The sequence below is a fragment of the Zobellia uliginosa genome, from assembly GCF_900156625.1.
Classification (GTDB): Bacteria; Bacteroidota; Bacteroidia; order Flavobacteriales; family Flavobacteriaceae; genus Zobellia; species Zobellia uliginosa.
The window spans coordinates 209549-227324 of record NZ_FTOB01000003.1 but is presented as its reverse complement, the minus strand read 5'-3'; the positions used below and the strand labels follow the sequence as shown (position 1 = coordinate 227324).

Genomic DNA, 17776 nt, shown 5'->3' with positions numbered 1-17776 from the left:
TTTTTATCTTATCTGTTATTAGGTCTAACAATTACTTAAAGAATAAATGTGGAAATAATATCTCTGGTTCCTTTTTGCTAAAGTTAAGGAAGATGCTTGATTTTAAAAAACCATAGCCGTACCCCATAAATTGGATACTCACGGCGACCAAGGAAAGCAAAGCTACCGCTAAGTTTCTGTTTTTCAAGAGTGAATCTATAAAGATGAGCAAAAAATAAACCACATATAAATAGATGGGCAAACGAATCCCCATTGCAAACAAAAGAAGTGATGCCAAAAAACCCAAGCAGAAAAACGTAGGGAACCAATAGGTCATTTTCGAGGTCTTCGGATGCCATTGGTTTAAAATAGGACGAACACTACCGAATTTTTTTACTTGAACGAAAAACTTGTTCCAGTCGATTCGTCGCTTATGATACACAAAAGCTTCTGGAATCAATCGGGTATCAAAGCCCTTGTTCCACACCCGAAAGGTAAAATCAGGATCTTCACCAGGGTGAATTTTTCCGAATCCGCCCACAGTTTCAAAGGCGATTTTAGAAATCCCCATATTAAAACTACGCGGCTGAAACTTGTCCAGTGCCTTTTTATTTCCACGGATTCCCCCGGTAGTAAGTACCGAGGTCATGGCGTAATTAATGGCCTTCTGCAAAAGCCCGAACGATTCATGGGCCGCATCGGGCCCTCCGAAACAATGTACAAAGTCCTTCTTCAGGGCCATATGCACCGCTTCCAAGTACTGCGGTGGAATCATACAATCAGAATCTACGATAAGAAAATAATTGCCCTTGGCGCGGGCCATTCCGTAATTTCTTGAATCCCCTGGCCCCGAATTGGGCTTCTTATAATAGGAAATGGACAACTTGTCCATATACCTCCCTATCACCTCTTCCGACGAAAGGGTCGACCCATCTTCTACGATCAACACCTCAAAATCATCGGAATAGGTCTGATGCGTCAGGCTTTCCAATAACTCCGCTATTTCATCGGGTCTATTATAAACAGGAACTATAAACGAGAAAGATAAATCCATGAGCTTTTATACGGGATTCCTAAGACATTTACATTACCTAACCGATAATATAAAATGCCCAAACATATGCCGAAAACAAATATTCTCGTCAGAATTCAATCATATACGAAACGGAACCGTTGTTTCTACTCTGTAAAACGTTCGATAACCTCTTGGCTTACGCCCGTGTTCGAGAAACCGCCATCGTGAAACAAGTTTTGCATTGTAACTTTTCTGGTTAGGTCCGAAAAGAGGGTTACGGTATAATCGGCACACTCCAAAGCGGTGGCGTTACCCAAAGGAGACATTTTTTCCGCGTAACTGATAAAACCGTCAAAACCTTTAACGCCTTGACCGGCCGTTGTAGGAGTTGGCGATTGCGATATGGTATTTACACGGACATTTTTTTCCTTTCCGAAGAAATAACCAAAACTACGTGCCACCGATTCCAAGTAAGCCTTATTGTCGGCCATATCATTATAATCTGGAAAAACGCGTTGTGCCGCCATATAGGTCAAGGCTACGATGCTTCCCCATTCCTTCATGGCGTCAGCCTTATACAGGCTTTGCAATACCTTATGGAACGAAAGTGCCGAAACATCCCACCCCTTGGTGGTAAAGTCATATTTTTCATCGGTATAAGAACGGCCTTTTCTAACATTGATAGACATCCCGATAGCGTGCAATACAAAATCGATTTTTCCACCTAGAATCTCCATAGACTTGGTGACCAGGTTATCAAGGTCCTCTTCACTCGTTGCATCGGCAGGGATAATCTCAGAACCTGTCTTTGCTGCCAAATCCTTGATCTGCCCCAAACGCATAGCTACCGGCGCATTGGTCAGAACAAAAGTCCCTCCCTCTTCATGGATTCGCTCTGCAGTTTTCCACGCTATTGAATTTTCATCCAAAGCTCCAAAAATGATTCCTTTCTTACCTTTTAGTAAATTATACGACATTGTGCTAGATTCTGTTGGTTGTTCTTATTAAAGGCCCAAAGATATTTAAAAAGTTGGCAACAAATAGTTGCCATGTAAAGAAAAAAACATTTAAAGGGACAAAATCGACCTAAGAATCGAAATAGGAAGCCTAGGAGGCATACGCCAAATCGGATTCTAGTTCAAAAGTTGTCTTGCATGGGCCATGGCCGAATCGGAAAGCTCTTTACCCCCTAACATTTCCGCCAGCTCCACTACCCTTTCTTCTTGGTCCAATTCCTTCATATTGGTTTTGGTAACCGCGCCCTCTTCTTGCTTGTACACCTTAAAGTGATGATCGCCCTTAGAGGCCACCTGTGGCAAATGCGTAATGGAGAACACCTGCATGCTTCGGCTCATTTCTTGCATAATATCGCCCATTTTTCCAGAGATTTCACCAGAAACCCCAGTATCGATCTCATCGAACATAATGGTGGGCAAGTTTTCGTATTTCGCCAAAATAGATTTAATGGTAAGCATAATACGGGAAAGCTCTCCCCCTGAGGCCACTTTTTTCAGCTCCCCGTAATCACCCCCCTTGTTCGCGGAGAACAAAAAGGTAAGTCCGTCCGCTCCATTTGACTTAAAGTCATTCGACTTAAAAAGTTCTATTTTAAAAGTAGCGCTGGCCATACCTAGGGCTTTGAGCGAATCTTCAAGTTGTTTTTTTAGCTCCGGTATCACCTTTTTCCGTTTGGCCGTCAGTGCGTTGGCCGCCTTTTGCAATGCCGTTTTATGCACCTCAAGCTCTTTTTCCTTCTTTTCTATGTCCGCCTCAAGATTTTCGGTAACACTGACCTTCTCTGCGAGCCCTTCCCTAATTTTCAACAATTCGGAAACCTCTTGAACCCCATGTTTTTTCTGTAAATCGTAAAGCTGTTGCAGCTTCGCGTTCGTTTCTTCGAGTAATTGCGGGTTGGCTTCGGTATCTTCTTGATAGCTCTGAAGTTCAGAGGCTATATCGTCAACCTCTATAAAAACCGATTGCACCCGTTCGTTCAGGTCGGCATATTGACTACCATAGCCCGAAAGGCGACTCATCACCTGTTTGAGTTCGGTAAGCAAACTAACGATACCCACTTGTTCGTCATTGAGCAACTGATGGCCCGAAGCAATAAGCTCAAGAATGTTCTCTACGTTGTTCAATTGCTCAAACTGCTCTTCCAGTTCTTCTTGGAGCCCTGGCTTCAAGGGAGCGGCCTGAAGTTCCTGCAGCAAAAAACTATTGTAATCGTGCTCTTTATTCGCTTCTTTTTGAAATTCAATCAATTCGGAAAGTTCCTTTGAGGTCGATTTGAACAAACGGAGCTTCCCTCCATAATCAGCGAGCAAGTCTTTGTTTCCAGCAAGGGCATCGATAACCTTCAATTGAAAGTCGTTATCGGTCAATTGCAAGGTCTGGTGTTGCGAATGCACATCTATCAGGTTGCTTCCCAATCGCGTAAGAACATCCAAAGTAACGGGAGAATCGTTGATAAAGGCCCGTGATTTCCCACTAGGCTGGATTTCCCTTCTGATAATGGTCAATTCCTCGTAATCTAGATCATTCTCCTGAAAAAAGGACTTCAAATTATACTTATCGATTTGAAATTCAGCTTCGATAACACATTTTTTCTCCTTATTCCTCAAAGAGGATAAATCGGCGCGCTTGCCCAATACCAAGGACAAACCACCCAACAAAATAGACTTACCGGCACCGGTTTCACCAGTAATACAAGTGAACCCTTTGGTAAAGGCCACGTTCAGGTCATCTATTAAAGCGTAATTTTTTATAGAAAGGTGTACTAGCACAGTTTTTTATTCGATTTGTGCCGTAAAGATAAATGATAATTTCGTACCGAAAGAACTAGTATTTAATATCGTTCCAAGTACTGGAATATAAAGGGGCAATTCTGTTCAAAGTCTCTTTCAACTGAACGATATCGACTTTAGGACCATCTGAAAAGATGTTTTGGATCTCATCTGACTTGGCATCAAAGAAGGTCTGTATCAAAAAGGCGTTGGGCCTGCGTTTGATCATGGTCTCAAAAAGCTTCATGGTACCTGCAATCACCTGTTTCCCCGTACTATTGTTATCCCCTAGAATATCAAGTCCTTTACGGTGATAGTTATACATGGCGATACGGTATTCACGATAGGTATTGGACAAAAGGTTGTCTACCAGCTCAAAACGGCTACGATCACTGTTTTGATCCCAGCCCGCATAGCTACTGCCTTGCGCCTGGGTAGTTATCTGCTGCGCCTTTCTAAAATACTCGGTACCGCCTTCCAAAGAAAAAGTATCGGCATCTAAGCCTAAAATAATGTAGATATAATACGAAACCACACCTACCAAATTAGATTCGAATACATTTTCATTGAACACCAAAGGTTGAAATTCTATGTATTCAAAGTTCAATTGATTGTCTTTATAATTAAAAACGGGAGTTTCGTAAGAGGTATTAAAAACAGGCCGGGACGATTGAATCTGAATATTGCCTTCAAAGCGATTCGACTCGTACTTAGTGATCGTAATGAACATTTGGGCGCTCACACGCTCATTTTCCTTATACTTTCGGTTCGTCCATTTGTTTTTGTTTACAAAGTCGTTCAACGAGCGCTCAAGCGTTTTAAAGACCTGCTGATTGGTTTGGGAGACCTGATCCGCGTTTATGGTCACCACACAGTTCATCTCTTGTGCCGAGACCGACATCATCACAAATGAACAAGCAAGTATAAATAAGAAATTACGCATGGTATCTTTTCAAGATTTCGTCAAAAATGTCTTTGGCCACCTCTGCCTTTGTCTTTAGTTCAAACGGCTTAATTCCAGAATTCTTATCTATGAAAGTAATTTTGTTCGTAGGTTTTCCAAAACCGGCACCCTTATCGTTCAGAGAGTTAAGAACAATGGCGTCTAAATTTTTCTTTTTAAGCTTGGTCTTGGCGTTTTCAAGCTCGTTTTCCGTCTCTAAAGCAAAACCGACCAAAAACTGATTTTCCTTCTGGTTACCCAGTGACAGCAAGATATCTTTGGTCTTGACCAGTTCTACCGAAAATTCGGTTTCCTTTTTCTTGATTTTCTGGCCTGCCACCGTTTTAGGCCTGTAATCGGCTACCGCAGCGGCACAAATGGCAATATCCATTTCTTTGTAATGCATATGTACCTCATTGTACATTTCTTCCGCAGAGGTAACTTTTTTTAAATCGACAAGCTCGTGTGAAATGGAAAGATAGGATGGCCCAGAGACCAAAATAACGTGTGCCCCTAAATTTGCAGCCACCTTTGCCAACTCATAGCCCATTTGTCCCGATGCATGATTTCCGATAAAACGGACGGGATCAATGGCTTCATAGGTGGGTCCGGCAGTAATCAGGACCTTTTTCCCGCTAAGCGGAAGCCCTTTTTGCAGATAGGTCTTAACGAACCCTATAATATCTTCAGGTTCGGCCATACGTCCTTCACCATGAAGACCGCTTGCCAATTCGCCCGAAGTTGCGGGAATCATAATATTACCGAAAGACCGTAATTTTTCAAAAGCGTTTTTTGTAGACGGATGCCTGTACATATCCAAGTCCATCGCCGGGGCAAAAAACACAGGGCATTTGGCCGACAAGTACGAGGCCAACAACAAATTATCGCAAGTACCTGAAGCCATTTTCGACAATGTATTTGCCGTAGCGGGCGCCACCAGCATCAGGTCCGCCCACAGCCCGAGTTCCACATGGTTGTTCCAATCGGTCTCCCCTTCACCTTCGTGTACAAAAGAGGAAAGTACCGGATTTTTGGAAAGCGTTGCCAGGGTAAGTGGGGAAACAAAAGAGCTGGCGCTCTCCGTCAAAATAACTTTGACATTGGCGCCAGCTTTAATCAGTAAACGTACAAGAAAGGTAGTTTTATAAGCGGCAATCCCTCCGGTAATGCCTAAAAGGATGTTCTTTCCGCCTAGCATATACTACTGGTCTTTCTCCGTATTTCTGTGATATATTTTGTCGTTCAACCACTCTTCAACGGCCAAGGCATGTGGTTTTGGTAGTTTTTCGTAGAATTTAGACACCTCTATCTGTTCTTTATTCTCAAAAACCTCTTCCAAACTATCGCTATAGGTAGCGAACTCTTCCAATTTCTCTAGAAGTTCCTTTTTGATTTCGGAATTGATCTGTACCGCTCTCTTAGCTGCAATCGAAATTGCCTCATAGATATTACCCGTCGGCTTATCAAACTCATTTTTATTGATCGTTACCGTAGAAACGGGAGCTTTCGAATTTTTTAGATCGTTCATATTCATAGTCAAACTAATTTATTTTGCTTCTTTCTCTTGGGAAAAACCCTTTAATTCTGAATTTACTTTTTCAAGTATTTTATCGGCTTCTTCGCCGTATTTTGTATCAGGAAAATGCTTCTTCAAGGCATTGTAGTCCGCTACGGCATCCCGTAATCGTTCTTCCTGGAATCTCCTAAAGCTATTTAAGGCATAACGCGAAGCCGATTCAAATCGGTAATACAAGGCATCCTCCCTATAAATAGACCCCGGAAAATCGGAGATAAAATTATCGAAGGCCGCTACTGCAGGGGTCAGAAACGAATAATCGAACTGCCCTAGTTTATTGAACTGCTTGGCTATTTCATAGGCCTTATGCTCCTTTTTCGTGGTCAGCTCCTTGGCCATAACATTGGCTTCCGCAAAATATTCCGAATCGGGATAGGCGTTGATAAAAAGCTGCAATTTGGCCAAGGCCTTATCGGTATCCGTTTGATCCAAGGAATAGCTTGGTGAAAGCATAAAATAACTCTTTGCCCCTAAAAAGGAAGCTTCGGCCACCTTATCACTTTTGGGATAAGACTTTACAAACCGTTCGAACTGATAGCCCGCCATATTGTAATCCTTTCTCTGAAAGTAGGTGTCCGCCAAGAAGAACATGACCCGCTCCCCCTGTGGCTTGCCCACATACTTAGGTGCGATTTGTTCAAAAAGACGATTGGCCCTTTTCATATCACCTTGCTCATAGAACTTCTGAGCCAAATCATATTTGGGCTTTACTTCTTCATTTTTAAGAACCTTTTGGTATTCGCTACAAGATTGAAATACCAAGGCAAGTAATAAGATAGGGGCTAATAACCTCATTTTAAAAAGCATTTTGCAAAATTACGGATTCCCGATGGATATAAAAAACAAAAAATAAAGTAGCTAAAATAGCATTCTGAAACCCTTGTACCAATGCTTTTGGGGAAGATTTAACACCGCTAGGCAAAAACCTTAAAAGGTTTTACAAAGTTGGCGATGTTCTTTTTAAGACCGTCGGAAGCCTCTATCAAAGGTAGACGAACACTGGCGCCCGAAAGCCCCAATACTTCAAAAATAGCTTTGATACCGGCCGGATTTCCCTCTTGAAAAATCAATCCCATCCCTTCTTGAAGTTCATAATGTTGCCTGTAGGCCTCATCAACGTTTCGGTTCAATCCGGAGCGTATCATGTTCGAAAACTCCCTAGGAAGCCCTTGTCCCAAAACCGAGATAACGCCCGATCCACCTGCCAAGACTGTCGCCAATGCGGTAAAGTCATCTCCCGAGATTACATGAAAATCCTTAGGACAGGCCTGGATCAATTCTTGCACCTGTACCATATTTCCAGATGCCTCTTTGATCGCAACAATGTTTTCTACATCGGCCAAGCGCGCAACGGTTTCCGGCAACACATTACTACCCGTTCTGCCCGGCACATTATAAAGTATAATAGGCTTAGGGGAAGCTTGCGCAATTGCCTTGAAGTGTTGATATATGCCTTCTTGGGTCGGTCTATTGTAATACGGCGATACCGAAAGTACGGCATCGAAATTGGTGAGGTCGAGTTTCTGTAAATCTTCGATTACGGCAACCGTATTATTCCCCCCGACACCGACCACCAAAGGCAATCTGCCTGCGTTGGCAATGGTTACGGTATCGATTACCAATTGTTTTTCTTCTTTGGTCAGTGTAACCGATTCACCGGTGGTACCCAATACCACCAAATAGTCAACGCCACCGTCCACACAATAGTTCACGATACGATGTAACGCATCAACGTCTACCGAAAAATCTGTTTTGAACGGAGTGATCAACGCCACACCTGTACCAATCAATTGCTTCATTATTCAATTTCGTTTAATACGCCAAGGTATTTTTTAAGCTCCGATTTAAAGGTCTTAAAATCTTTCAATGGCGAATCCATTATCAAATCATTGTACATGAGATCCACATCTTTAAAACCTACACGGAATCGGGCCCTTGTTTTTACGCTCATCAACTGTAGCAATAAATTATCACTGGTATAATAGTTTACGAGCAAATCGTACTCCCTACTCAAAAATTCAAGGGCATAGCTGTTTTCTATGGCCCCGCCCCACCCAAGATCCTTATCGGAAAACACTGGTGTAGCATATGGCGAATTCTTGTCGTAATAACTTTTATAGCCAATAATCTTTACCGCATTCGGCCGTAAATTATAATCTTCAACGAAGCCATAAAACTGGTTCGCATCATCGAAGCTGTCGAGATCCACGATACAGCCTACTGAAGTAATACCTTTACTTCTTTCGATTACAGGCGGGTCTTTGGCCAACTCCTGTTTTAAAAATTTAACGCCCGATTTGTATTTGAACTTATCTTTTATTCCCTTAAACATGTACTTTTACATTTTGTAACCATTCTGGTATGCAAAATCTGGAATGGGTTCTACAAATGTAAAGAATCTCCACGCATAATATGGCGCTAAGATAAAACGAAATATGGTTTTAAAAATAAAACATTTTGTTGTATTTGCAACATTCTCGATTTTCCACTCTTGTAACGAACAACATCCCACACTTAAAGGTATTGAAGGAAAACAGATTTCCATAGACAGTTCGCTGACCTCCAAGGCCTCTATCGAGTCTTTTGTAAAACCCTATCGCGAACGGGTTGACCAAGTACTTGACAGCACCCTCGCCTATGCTCCTTACCCCATCTCTAAAACGGACGGGACACTGAACACCACGGCAGGAAACCTTATGGCCGACATTGTATTATCGGAAGCCGACCCTATATTTAAATCGCGAAAGGGACACCCTATCGATTTTGTATTATTGAACCACGGGGGTATTCGTTCCTTGATTTCCAAAGGAAATGTCTCTTCCCGAACCGCTTATGAGGTCATGCCTTTTGAGAATACCATCGTAGTAGCCGAACTCAAGGGCGCTTCCATCTTGAAATTAGCCTCGTACTTAAGGGATTCAGGTCTCGCCCATCCTGTATCAGGACTTCAACTGACCCTTGATCCACAAAACGAAATACAATCGATCAACATACAGGGAAAACCCTTGGACGCGAACAAAACCTACTACGTTGCCACCTCTAATTATTTAGTAAACGGAGGAGACAGCATGTTCTTTTTTAAGGAAGCCTTGAATATTACGAACACCGACTACCTGATCCGAAACGCCATGATCGACTACTTTAAAAAAGTAGACACCCTTAGACCCGTGGTCGACGACAGGTTTATCAAACTAAGCGAGTAACAGAACAAAAACATACGCAGTACCATCGGATATTGCCTTTGAAAAGATACAGTCTTATGAACAGACGAAAATTCATTAAAAACACTACGGCTTCCAGTGCACTTGTAGGCCTGGGCGGCATTTCTTTAAGCTCTTGCCTTGGCGATGTAAAAAAACACATCACCATTTTACATACGAACGACGTTCACAGCCATATAGACCCTTTCCCTTCCGATCATTCGGAATTTCCGAACCTAGGGGGCTTGGCAAGGCGGGCCACCTTGGTCGAGAGTATAAGGAAGGAAAATCCGAACACCCTACTTTTTGATGCTGGCGATATTTTTCAAGGTACCCCCTATTTCAATTTTTATGGCGGGGAATTGGAGTTCAAACTTATGAGCATACTCAAATACGATGCCGCCACCATTGGAAACCACGACTTCGATAATGGCATCGAAGGTTTACTGGCCCAAATGCCAAATGCCGATTTTGAAATGGTGAACGCGAATTACGATTTTAAAAACACTGTAATGGACGGTTACGTCAAACCTTATAAAACCTATACGGTCGACGGAATAAGAATCGGGGTGTACGGACTAGGGATAGAACTGAACGGCCTGGTCAACAAAGCACTATACAAAGAAACCCAATATCTCAACCCCATTGAAATCGCCCAAGACACGGAACGCACTTTAAAGAGCGAAGAAAACTGCGACCTTATCGTCTGCCTATCACATTTGGGCTACAAATACAAAAACAAGCAAAAGCCGCACGACCTAGCCATGGCAAAAGCGCTTGAACATACCGATCTAATCATTGGCGGCCACACCCATACCTTCTTAGATAAGCCTAGCGTTGTGCAGAACAAATTGGGCCGAAACGTACTGGTCAACCAAGTCGGCTGTTTTGGCATTAACCTAGGGAGGATCGATTTTTATTTTGACAGTAAGAAAAACAGCAAGGCCTCAGGCGTATCCATTACCGTTTAACCATGCTAAGAATAGAACGTACCACCCACAAAAACGAACACTTTTCAGGGCTAGTTGCCCAATTGGACACCTATTTGAGCCATACGGACGGTGACGAACACGATTTTTACCATCAATACAATGGCATAGAACACCTAAACCAAGTCGTTATAGCCTATTTAGACAATACGGCCGTTGGATGTGGGGCCATTAAAGAATTCGATACCGATTCGGCGGAAGTCAAACGAATGTACGTTTCCCCCAAAACACGGGGCCAGGGTCTTGCCACCTTGCTTTTAAAGGAATTGGAAAAATGGGCTAGTGAACTGGGGTATAAAAGCTGTATTCTAGAAACGGGCAAACGTCAACCGGAAGCCATCGCCCTTTACACCAAGAACAATTACAAAACCATACCCAATTATGGTCAATACATAGGTATGGAAAACAGCGTCTGCTTTAAAAAGGATCTGGTTTAACTAGCGTCCCAACAAATACTCGGTTATTTCTTGATGCTCCTGCTCCAAGGAACTTTGGGGATAAGACCTTCCCGCTTTACGATACCAATACCCCGCATTGAATTTATCACCTTCCACCCTATGTAGGTACGCATGAATCCAACTTCCCGTTTCGTTGTACATTTCTTGGGCAATATCATGGGAAGCCTCCCAGTTGTCGTTCGCTGCAAACCACATAGCTTTCAATGCCTCCGACAAATCGGACGGCGGGTTAGAACCGCCCCATGTTTTTTTAAATTCTTCGTAACTCTTAAGTGTCGCCATCAATTTTTGATATCATTTGTTCATTCCTATACAAAAATACCTATTTTCGATTGAAATTAACCAGCGCTTTAATGGTTCAACGATTACGAAGCTTAGTTCTCTGGAGACCACTGCCCTACGTATTGGCACTACTTTGTGCGGTAGTCATTTTTGGCATTCATATGCTACCTAACGTAGACAGTATGCTCAACGAGAACAACACCCGCATCTCACACGTTTTTTTACGTTCACAGATCAATTACCACAAAGAAATCGCACCTTTTGCCCGACGACCTTTGACTACTTTGCTAATCGAAACCGCTCAGTCCATATTCAAGTTCAAGGCCGGTCACGCATTTATTTTGGTCAATTTTTTATTTCTAGGCCTTAGTGGTGCCTTGACCTATAGACTCTCCCTTATTCTTAAGGCCACAAAAAAGCAGGGGATAATAAATATGCTGGTGTTTTTTGCATCGTTTTCGGTCTTGTTCGCCTTTTTCCCCCCTGTTTTCACGTATGACGAACCTTTACAATACTGCTTCCTTTTAACAGCCATTATAGCTTTTGTCCGCCGTAAATGGTTTGCATTCGTAGCCCTGTTCACCTTAGCCCTTGTCGCCCGTGAAACCAGTATTTTGCTATGGCCCGCACTTGTGCTGTTCTTCCCGGGAACGGAAAATACCCCGCCCCGACCCTTAATCGAACGATTCAAAAAAAACGGCCTATACCTATTGCTTCCCATTTTTCTCTACGGTTGCTATATCGTTATTTTCATATACCAACAAAGGCTGCTCCACGCCACCCACATTGAAATGGCGAGCCGGTATTCGTGTTTTCTCGAAAATATAGAGAGTGTACAAAACAGTGTAGAATCGGTCGTATCTATTTTGATTACCCTAGGGCCGTTTCTTTATTTCACCTATTTCTATCAACACAGAAAGGATAGGCTTCATTGGCAGAACAAATTTGTTTCCGCCTTTCTTTTGACCCTCGCCATCAATACACCTATTGTTTTTTTGACGGCATTTGCAAGGGAATCACGCCTATTCGCCTTACCCCTCCTCTTTATTTGGCCCATGTTCATGCAGCTTTTCGGCAAAGACATCAAGCCTCTGTTTATGAAAAATGCTTATGTCGGATTTTTAAAAAATTGGCGGACGCTTCTCCTGTTCACATGCGTTACGGCCGCCAACTTTGCGTTTTGTTTTATCTACTATCCGTATCTGGGACTGGGAAACAACACTTATTTTGCCGAATACATATTCGGTACGGTTTTACTTCTAACGATTCACTTCTGCAGTTATCGAACATTAGGCACAAAAGAACAAACTATTGTTTCCTAAGGAATACGGAAGAGCAAGAAAACCAAAAGCTATTGCACCATATTCAAGAACTCCCCTTCGCTAACGATGGGCACGTTCAAAGATTCCGCTTTCGTGCGTTTACTAGGCCCCATTTTGTCGCCCGCGACCAAATAAGCGGTCTTTGACGATATGCTCGACCCGACCTTGCCCCCATTAGCTTCAATTATCTTCTTAAGTTCGTCTCGACTGACCGTCTCGAACACCCCGGAAACCACAATGGTGAGTCCTTTTAATTTATCCGTCTGGTTTTCCAACTGTTCTTCGGAAAGGGAAAACTGCAATCCGTAAGCCTTCAATCGGTCTATAATTTCACGGTTGGCCTCATTACTAAAAAACTCCACCACTGAATTTGCGATACGTTCGCCGATCTCGTCTACGGAAACCAAACTTTCTACAGAGGCTTCCATTAAGGCATCTATATTTTTATACGCCCTTGCCAATTTCTTGGCCACGGTCTCCCCTACAAAACGAATCCCCAAGGCAAAAAGAACGCGTTCAAAGGGAATCTTTACCGAATCGGCCACACCTTTGACCAAATTCTCGGCAGATTTCTCGGCCATTCGTTCCAACGGCAAGACCTGCTCTTTGGTCAAGGTATACAAGTCCGCATAATTTTCGATCAGACCTTCCTTATACAGCAGTTCTACCGTTTCACTCCCCAGCCCTTCAATATCCATGGCCTTTCGGGAAATAAAATGTTGAATTCGCCCCGTAATCTGAGGAGGGCAACCATAGTAGTTTACACAGTAGTGTTTGGCATCGCCTTCGGTTCTCACCAGCTTCTCATGACACTCGGGACAATGGGTAATATATTCCGTTGGTTTTGAATCTTGTGGTCTTTTGGTAAAATCGACCCCCACGATCTTAGGGATGATTTCCCCACCTTTTTCCACAAAAACCGTATCCCCTTCCCGAATATCGAATTTGGCAATCTGGTCGGCATTGTGCAACGAAGCCCTTTTTACGGTAGTGCCCGCCAAAAGTACGGGCTCTAGATTGGCCACAGGCGTAATGGAGCCTGTTCGGCCGACCTGATAGGTGATTTCGTTCAATAGGGTAGAAACCTGTTCGGCCTTAAATTTATAGGCCATGGCCCAACGAGGGGATTTTGAGGTAAAGCCCAACTCTTCTTGATGCTGGATACTATTGACCTTCACCACTACCCCATCGGTTTCATAGGGCAGATCGTGGCGCTGGGAATCCCATTGATTTACAAAGGCCATCACTTCATCCGTTGAACGGCAAAGTTGGGCCACTTCAGGAACCTTAAACCCCCACTCCCTTGCTTTTTCGAGCATCTCCCACTGCGAAGATATTCCGGTGTCTTGCCCTACAATGCTGTACAACAGGCAATCTAAAGGCCTTTGGGCGACGACTGCACTATCTTGTAGCTTCAAACTTCCCGAAGCCGTATTTCTTGGGTTCATATAAGGGTCTTCCCCATTCTCGACACGTTCGGCATTCATTTGCGCGAAACCTTCAAAAGGCAAAACAATTTCTCCGCGAATATCGAACTTGGAAGGGTAATCGCCCTTTAATTGAAGCGGTACCGACTTTATGGTCTTTACATTGGTAGTTACATCATCGCCCTGAAAACCATCGCCACGTGTTACCGCCCTCACCAATTTACCTTCCTCATAGGTAATACTTATAGATGCCCCGTCGTACTTCAGTTCACACACAAATTCCACTTGAGTATCGCCCAAGATGCGCTGCATACGCTTTTCCCAATCCTCAAGATCTTCCTTTGAATAAGAGTTGTCGAGCGAATACATACGCTCGTTATGTACTACGGTCTCAAAATTTTTGGTAACCGCGCCCCCTACGCGCAAGGTCGGTGAACTTGCATCATAAAATTCGGGATGTTGGGCCTCAAGCGCCTGTAACTCCTTTAATTTGGTATCAAACTCATAATCGGATATAGTCGGATTATCAAGCACATAATAATTGTGGTTATGCTCTCGCAATTCTTGCCGAAGGGCCTCTATTTGTTCTTTTATCTGCATTGTATACCTCAGTGTTTCTATAATCTTATTTGTGCTTTGCTAGGATTTTCGGGACGCCATCACCCCAAGACTCCCTTTGCCATACGGTCGTTTCCGAATATATCTTTTCGGACCTCAATTTCCAAAAAATTATGCTGCCGCAAAAGTGCTGCCGTTTCTTTTGCCAAATATTGGTTGATTTCAAAAAAAAGCTTCCCCTTTTCCACAAGGTTGTGTTGGGCAAACTTGCTTATGGCACTATAAAAAACCAGCGGGTTTTCATCGGAGACAAATAAAGCCAGATCCGGTTCGTGCTCCAAAACGTTTTTGTGCATCTCCTTTTTTTCAAGCTCCCTCACATAGGGCGGATTAGAAACTATAATATCAAATCCCCCGGGCCGTCCGTCATAATTCAAGATATCGGCATGGATAAACCCGATCTCTACCGAGTTCGACCTAGCATTCCGTTTAGCTATCTCCAAGGCTTCCCCCGAAACATCCAAGGCATACACCTCGGCTTCGGGCAATAGTTTGGCCAAGGAAACAGCTATACACCCGCTACCCGTTCCGATATCCAAAATCCGTAGTTTTCGTTTTTCATTAGGCAGCCCCAGTTTTGCCTCATCTACGACCCAACGCACCAATTCTTCGGTTTCAGGCCTAGGAATAAGCACGTTTTCATCAACCTCGAAATCGAGATCCATAAAACTTGTCTTTCCCATAATATATTGGACCGGACGTTGCAGCCTGAGTTCGGACAAAGCTTCAAAAAGAGGTTGCTCCTCTTCCTTTGTCAAAGTCAAATTCGGCTGTACGGCCAGGACGAAGCGCTGCAACTGAAGATAATGTTCGATCAACAAATAAAAGAAGCTATCTACTTCCTCTTTGGGATATAGCCCGTCCAACTCTTTGTGGTAAATATGCTTTATTTCTTTTAAGACCATTCCTTTCTTACATCAACATTACAATTTAGCGAGCATATATACAGGACATGAATAATGCCCCGTATCGCCCATGGGTTTGTCGATATATTCAAATCCCATTTTCTCGTAAAGCTTTTGGGCCGCCTTCATATAGGGCATGGTTTCAAGATAGACTTTTTTAAAATTGAATTCCCGGGCCTTTTCCAAACAAATCCGCAACATTTCTGAACCGATTCCGCGCCCTCGGGCCTCCTCTAAAAAGTACATTTTCTGAAGTTCACAGATATTATCGTCACAATTATCCAATTGGGCCACCCCGGCACAGCCTAATATCTTATCATTTTCCTCTACCACAAAATACGCGGCCCTTGGGCGATCGTAATTCTCAAACATACTATCCAAGGTAACATCGGCATAAGCCGTACCTACCTTAGGAGCTCCTAAATCCACTAAAACCTTACGAATCAATACCGCCACCTGTTCGTTGTCCTCTTTTCTAATGTTCCGAATAATCGCTGCCCCCATTACCAATAAATAAAATTCTATTTTTACAGCGTGAAGATACGTAGAAATGTGCGTATGTTAAGTGTCTAAAATTCCACGAATAAAGCCCATGTCAAACAACACCCCCCTAGCAAAAAATACTTTTTCAAAGGATGAAAGCTATATGCTCCGCTGTTTGGAAATAGCGAAGAACGGCCTGGGAACGACCGCACCGAACCCTATGGTAGGCGCCGTAGTTGTATACAAGGGTCAAATTATAGGCGAAGGCTATACCAGTCCCTACGGAGGACCACATGCCGAAGTAAACGCCATAAATTCGGTTAAGGACAAAGCCCTTCTTAAGCAAGCTACCATTTACGTGACCCTTGAACCCTGCTCACATCACGGAAAAACCCCGCCCTGCGCCGACCTGATCGTTAAACACAGCATCCCAAAGGTCGTTATCGGACTAATAGACCCCCATTCGAAAGTGGCCGGAAAGGGTATAGAAAAACTAAAAAAAGCAGGCATCGACGTCATTAGCGGGTGTTTGGAAAAAGAATGCCGTAGACACCATCGTCGCTTCCTGAGCTTTCAAGAAAAAAAACGCCCTTATATTATACTGAAATGGGCCCAGACAGCCGATGGTTTTATCGCCCCAAAAAAAGAAGCGCGCAACACCAAGCCCGAACCCTATTGGATTACAAACCCCTATTCGCGCCAGCTGGTCCATAAATGGCGAAGCGAAGAGCAAAGCATATTGGTAGGAACAAATACAGCCTTGGAAGACAATCCGAAACTAGACGTCCGTTCATACACAGGCAAAAATCCAATACGTATCGTAATCGACCGAAACCTAAAAATCGACAAGGCTTTTCACCTAATGGACGGAAGTACGCCCACCTTGGTTTTAACCGATAGGTCCAAAACTATTGAATCGAAAGAAAACCTAAAGTATCGGCATCTTGATTTTAACGGAAGTATAGTCGAACAGATATGCCACATCCTCTACCTAGAAAACATCACTAGCGTTTTAATAGAAGGCGGCAGCCAAACCTTACAGACCTTTATCGATTCGGGTTTATGGGACGAGGCCCGCATCTTTATCGGCAACACGCATTTTAAAACAGGGCTCCCTGCACCTAAGTTTATGGGTAAAATTATCGACACAAAACGCATCGACAGCGACACCTTAAAAGTATACAGCAATGATTAAGAACATTATTTTTGACTTTGGCGATGTATTCATCAATTTAGATAAGGGCATTGTATTCCGCGAGATGGAAAGGTTTGGTGGATCCATAGACCTGACTCCTGAAATGGTCGAGCTAAACAATATGTATGAGGTCGGAGGCATATCTACGGACGAATTTATTGGCCAACTTCAGGCCCAATACCCCAAGGCAAGTGCTTCGGAAATCAAGAACATATGGAATTCGATGTTACTCGATTTTCCGGAAGAACGCCTAGAATTTATAGAACAACTGGCCAAAGAAGGCGAATACCGCCTTTTTCTATTGAGCAATACCAACGCCCTGCACATTACGCATGTAGAGCAAAAAATGGGTTCGGACAGATACCTCCGGTTTAAAAATGCCTTTGAGCAGTTTTACCTATCCCACGAAATCAAGTTGAGAAAACCGAATGCCGAGATTTACCAGTTCGTCTTAGACGAAAACGGACTTAAGGCCGAAGAGACCTTTTTTATAGACGACACCAAGGAAAATACCGATGCCGCCGAAAAAATAGGGATTAACTGCTGGAACATTCAAGTAGGAAAAGAAGATATCGTACAATTGAAACCGAAACTTTAA

Annotated in this window: 19 protein-coding genes; 6 read left to right on the top strand and 13 right to left on the bottom strand. The window is 43.3% G+C overall.

Annotated features, from left to right (window positions below):
• Positions 1-31: 31 nt before the first annotated feature.
• From BW980_RS09535 to BW980_RS09495, 9 genes are all read right to left on the bottom strand, one after another.
• Positions 32-1033: a glycosyltransferase family 2 protein gene (locus tag BW980_RS09535; RefSeq protein WP_076455008.1), complete on the bottom strand. Its 1002-nt coding sequence runs from the start codon at positions 1031-1033 to the stop codon at positions 32-34.
• Between the two features lie 125 nt (positions 1034-1158).
• A complete protein-coding gene (locus BW980_RS09530; RefSeq protein ID WP_076455007.1) occupies positions 1159-1971 on the bottom strand; it encodes an enoyl-ACP reductase FabI in 813 nt (270 codons plus the stop codon).
• Between the two features lie 156 nt (positions 1972-2127).
• Positions 2128-3780 carry a DNA repair protein RecN gene (recN, locus tag BW980_RS09525; RefSeq protein WP_076455006.1) on the bottom strand — a complete coding sequence of 551 codons (1653 nt, stop codon included), beginning with the start codon at positions 3778-3780 and terminating at the stop codon, positions 2128-2130.
• Positions 3781-3835: 55 nt separating this feature from the next.
• Positions 3836-4723: a type IX secretion system protein PorD gene (porD, locus tag BW980_RS09520; protein ID WP_076455005.1), complete on the bottom strand. Its 888-nt coding sequence runs from the start codon at positions 4721-4723 to the stop codon at positions 3836-3838.
• Complete coding sequence (coaBC, locus tag BW980_RS09515) at positions 4716-5921, bottom strand: bifunctional phosphopantothenoylcysteine decarboxylase/phosphopantothenate--cysteine ligase CoaBC (protein WP_076455004.1); 1206 nt, start codon at positions 5919-5921, stop codon at positions 4716-4718. The genes porD and coaBC overlap by 8 nt, the downstream gene beginning before the upstream one ends.
• A 3-nt stretch (positions 5922-5924) precedes the next feature.
• The gene (locus BW980_RS09510) at positions 5925-6257 is read right to left on the bottom strand and encodes a DNA-directed RNA polymerase subunit omega (RefSeq protein ID WP_175609873.1); all 333 of its coding nucleotides are present in this window, start codon (positions 6255-6257) and stop codon (positions 5925-5927) included.
• Between the two features lie 12 nt (positions 6258-6269).
• Positions 6270-7094, bottom strand: a complete 825-nt coding sequence (locus BW980_RS09505) for an outer membrane protein assembly factor BamD (RefSeq protein ID WP_245800021.1) — start codon at positions 7092-7094, stop codon at positions 6270-6272.
• Between the two features lie 119 nt (positions 7095-7213).
• Positions 7214-8098: a 4-hydroxy-tetrahydrodipicolinate synthase gene (dapA, locus tag BW980_RS09500; RefSeq protein ID WP_076455002.1), complete on the bottom strand. Its 885-nt coding sequence runs from the start codon at positions 8096-8098 to the stop codon at positions 7214-7216.
• A complete protein-coding gene (locus tag BW980_RS09495) occupies positions 8098-8631 on the bottom strand; it encodes a DUF6913 domain-containing protein (protein WP_076455001.1) in 534 nt (177 codons plus the stop codon). The genes dapA and BW980_RS09495 overlap by 1 nt, the downstream gene beginning before the upstream one ends.
• Before the next feature lie 103 nt (positions 8632-8734).
• On the opposite strand from BW980_RS09495, the gene BW980_RS09490 reads away from it, so the two are divergent.
• Genes BW980_RS09490 through BW980_RS09480 form a run of 3 tightly spaced genes read left to right on the top strand, consistent with a single transcriptional unit; the run spans position 8735 to position 10925 of the window.
• The gene (locus BW980_RS09490) at positions 8735-9502 is read left to right on the top strand and encodes a 5'-nucleotidase C-terminal domain-containing protein (protein ID WP_076455000.1); all 768 of its coding nucleotides are present in this window, start codon (positions 8735-8737) and stop codon (positions 9500-9502) included.
• Between the two features lie 56 nt (positions 9503-9558).
• Positions 9559-10470, top strand: coding sequence for a bifunctional metallophosphatase/5'-nucleotidase (locus tag BW980_RS09485; RefSeq protein ID WP_076454999.1), 912 nt, complete (start codon positions 9559-9561; stop codon positions 10468-10470).
• Positions 10471-10472: 2 nt separating this feature from the next.
• Positions 10473-10925, top strand: a complete 453-nt coding sequence (locus tag BW980_RS09480) for a GNAT family N-acetyltransferase (RefSeq protein ID WP_076454998.1) — start codon at positions 10473-10475, stop codon at positions 10923-10925.
• Here the strand turns inward: BW980_RS09480 and BW980_RS09475 are convergent, their stop codons facing one another.
• Positions 10926-11228 carry a hypothetical protein gene (locus tag BW980_RS09475; RefSeq protein ID WP_076454997.1) on the bottom strand — a complete coding sequence of 101 codons (303 nt, stop codon included), beginning with the start codon at positions 11226-11228 and terminating at the stop codon, positions 10926-10928. It abuts the gene before it with no gap.
• A 71-nt stretch (positions 11229-11299) separates the two neighbouring features.
• Here BW980_RS09475 and BW980_RS09470 point away from each other — a divergent pair, with 71 nt between their 5' ends.
• Positions 11300-12550, top strand: a complete 1251-nt coding sequence (locus BW980_RS09470) for a hypothetical protein (RefSeq protein ID WP_139327647.1) — start codon at positions 11300-11302, stop codon at positions 12548-12550.
• A gap of 29 nt (positions 12551-12579) precedes the next feature.
• Here BW980_RS09470 and ligA read toward each other — a convergent pair whose 3' ends face one another.
• From ligA to BW980_RS09455, 3 genes are read right to left on the bottom strand one after another with little or no spacing between them, the layout of a single operon-like run.
• Positions 12580-14577: an NAD-dependent DNA ligase LigA gene (ligA, locus tag BW980_RS09465; RefSeq protein ID WP_076454995.1), complete on the bottom strand. Its 1998-nt coding sequence runs from the start codon at positions 14575-14577 to the stop codon at positions 12580-12582.
• A 59-nt stretch (positions 14578-14636) separates the two neighbouring features.
• On the bottom strand, positions 14637-15500 hold the full coding sequence (prmC, locus tag BW980_RS09460; protein WP_076454994.1) for a peptide chain release factor N(5)-glutamine methyltransferase: 864 nt from the start codon (positions 15498-15500) through the stop codon (positions 14637-14639).
• Positions 15501-15518: 18 nt separating this feature from the next.
• Entirely contained in the window at positions 15519-16004 is a 486-nt protein-coding gene (locus BW980_RS09455) for a GNAT family N-acetyltransferase (RefSeq protein ID WP_076454993.1), read from the bottom strand.
• Positions 16005-16092: 88 nt separating this feature from the next.
• Here BW980_RS09455 and ribD point away from each other — a divergent pair, with 88 nt between their 5' ends.
• Complete coding sequence (gene ribD / locus BW980_RS09450) at positions 16093-17178, top strand: bifunctional diaminohydroxyphosphoribosylaminopyrimidine deaminase/5-amino-6-(5-phosphoribosylamino)uracil reductase RibD (RefSeq protein WP_245800020.1); 1086 nt, start codon at positions 16093-16095, stop codon at positions 17176-17178.
• Complete coding sequence (locus BW980_RS09445; protein WP_076454992.1) at positions 17171-17776, top strand: HAD family hydrolase; 606 nt, start codon at positions 17171-17173, stop codon at positions 17774-17776. The genes ribD and BW980_RS09445 overlap by 8 nt, the downstream gene beginning before the upstream one ends.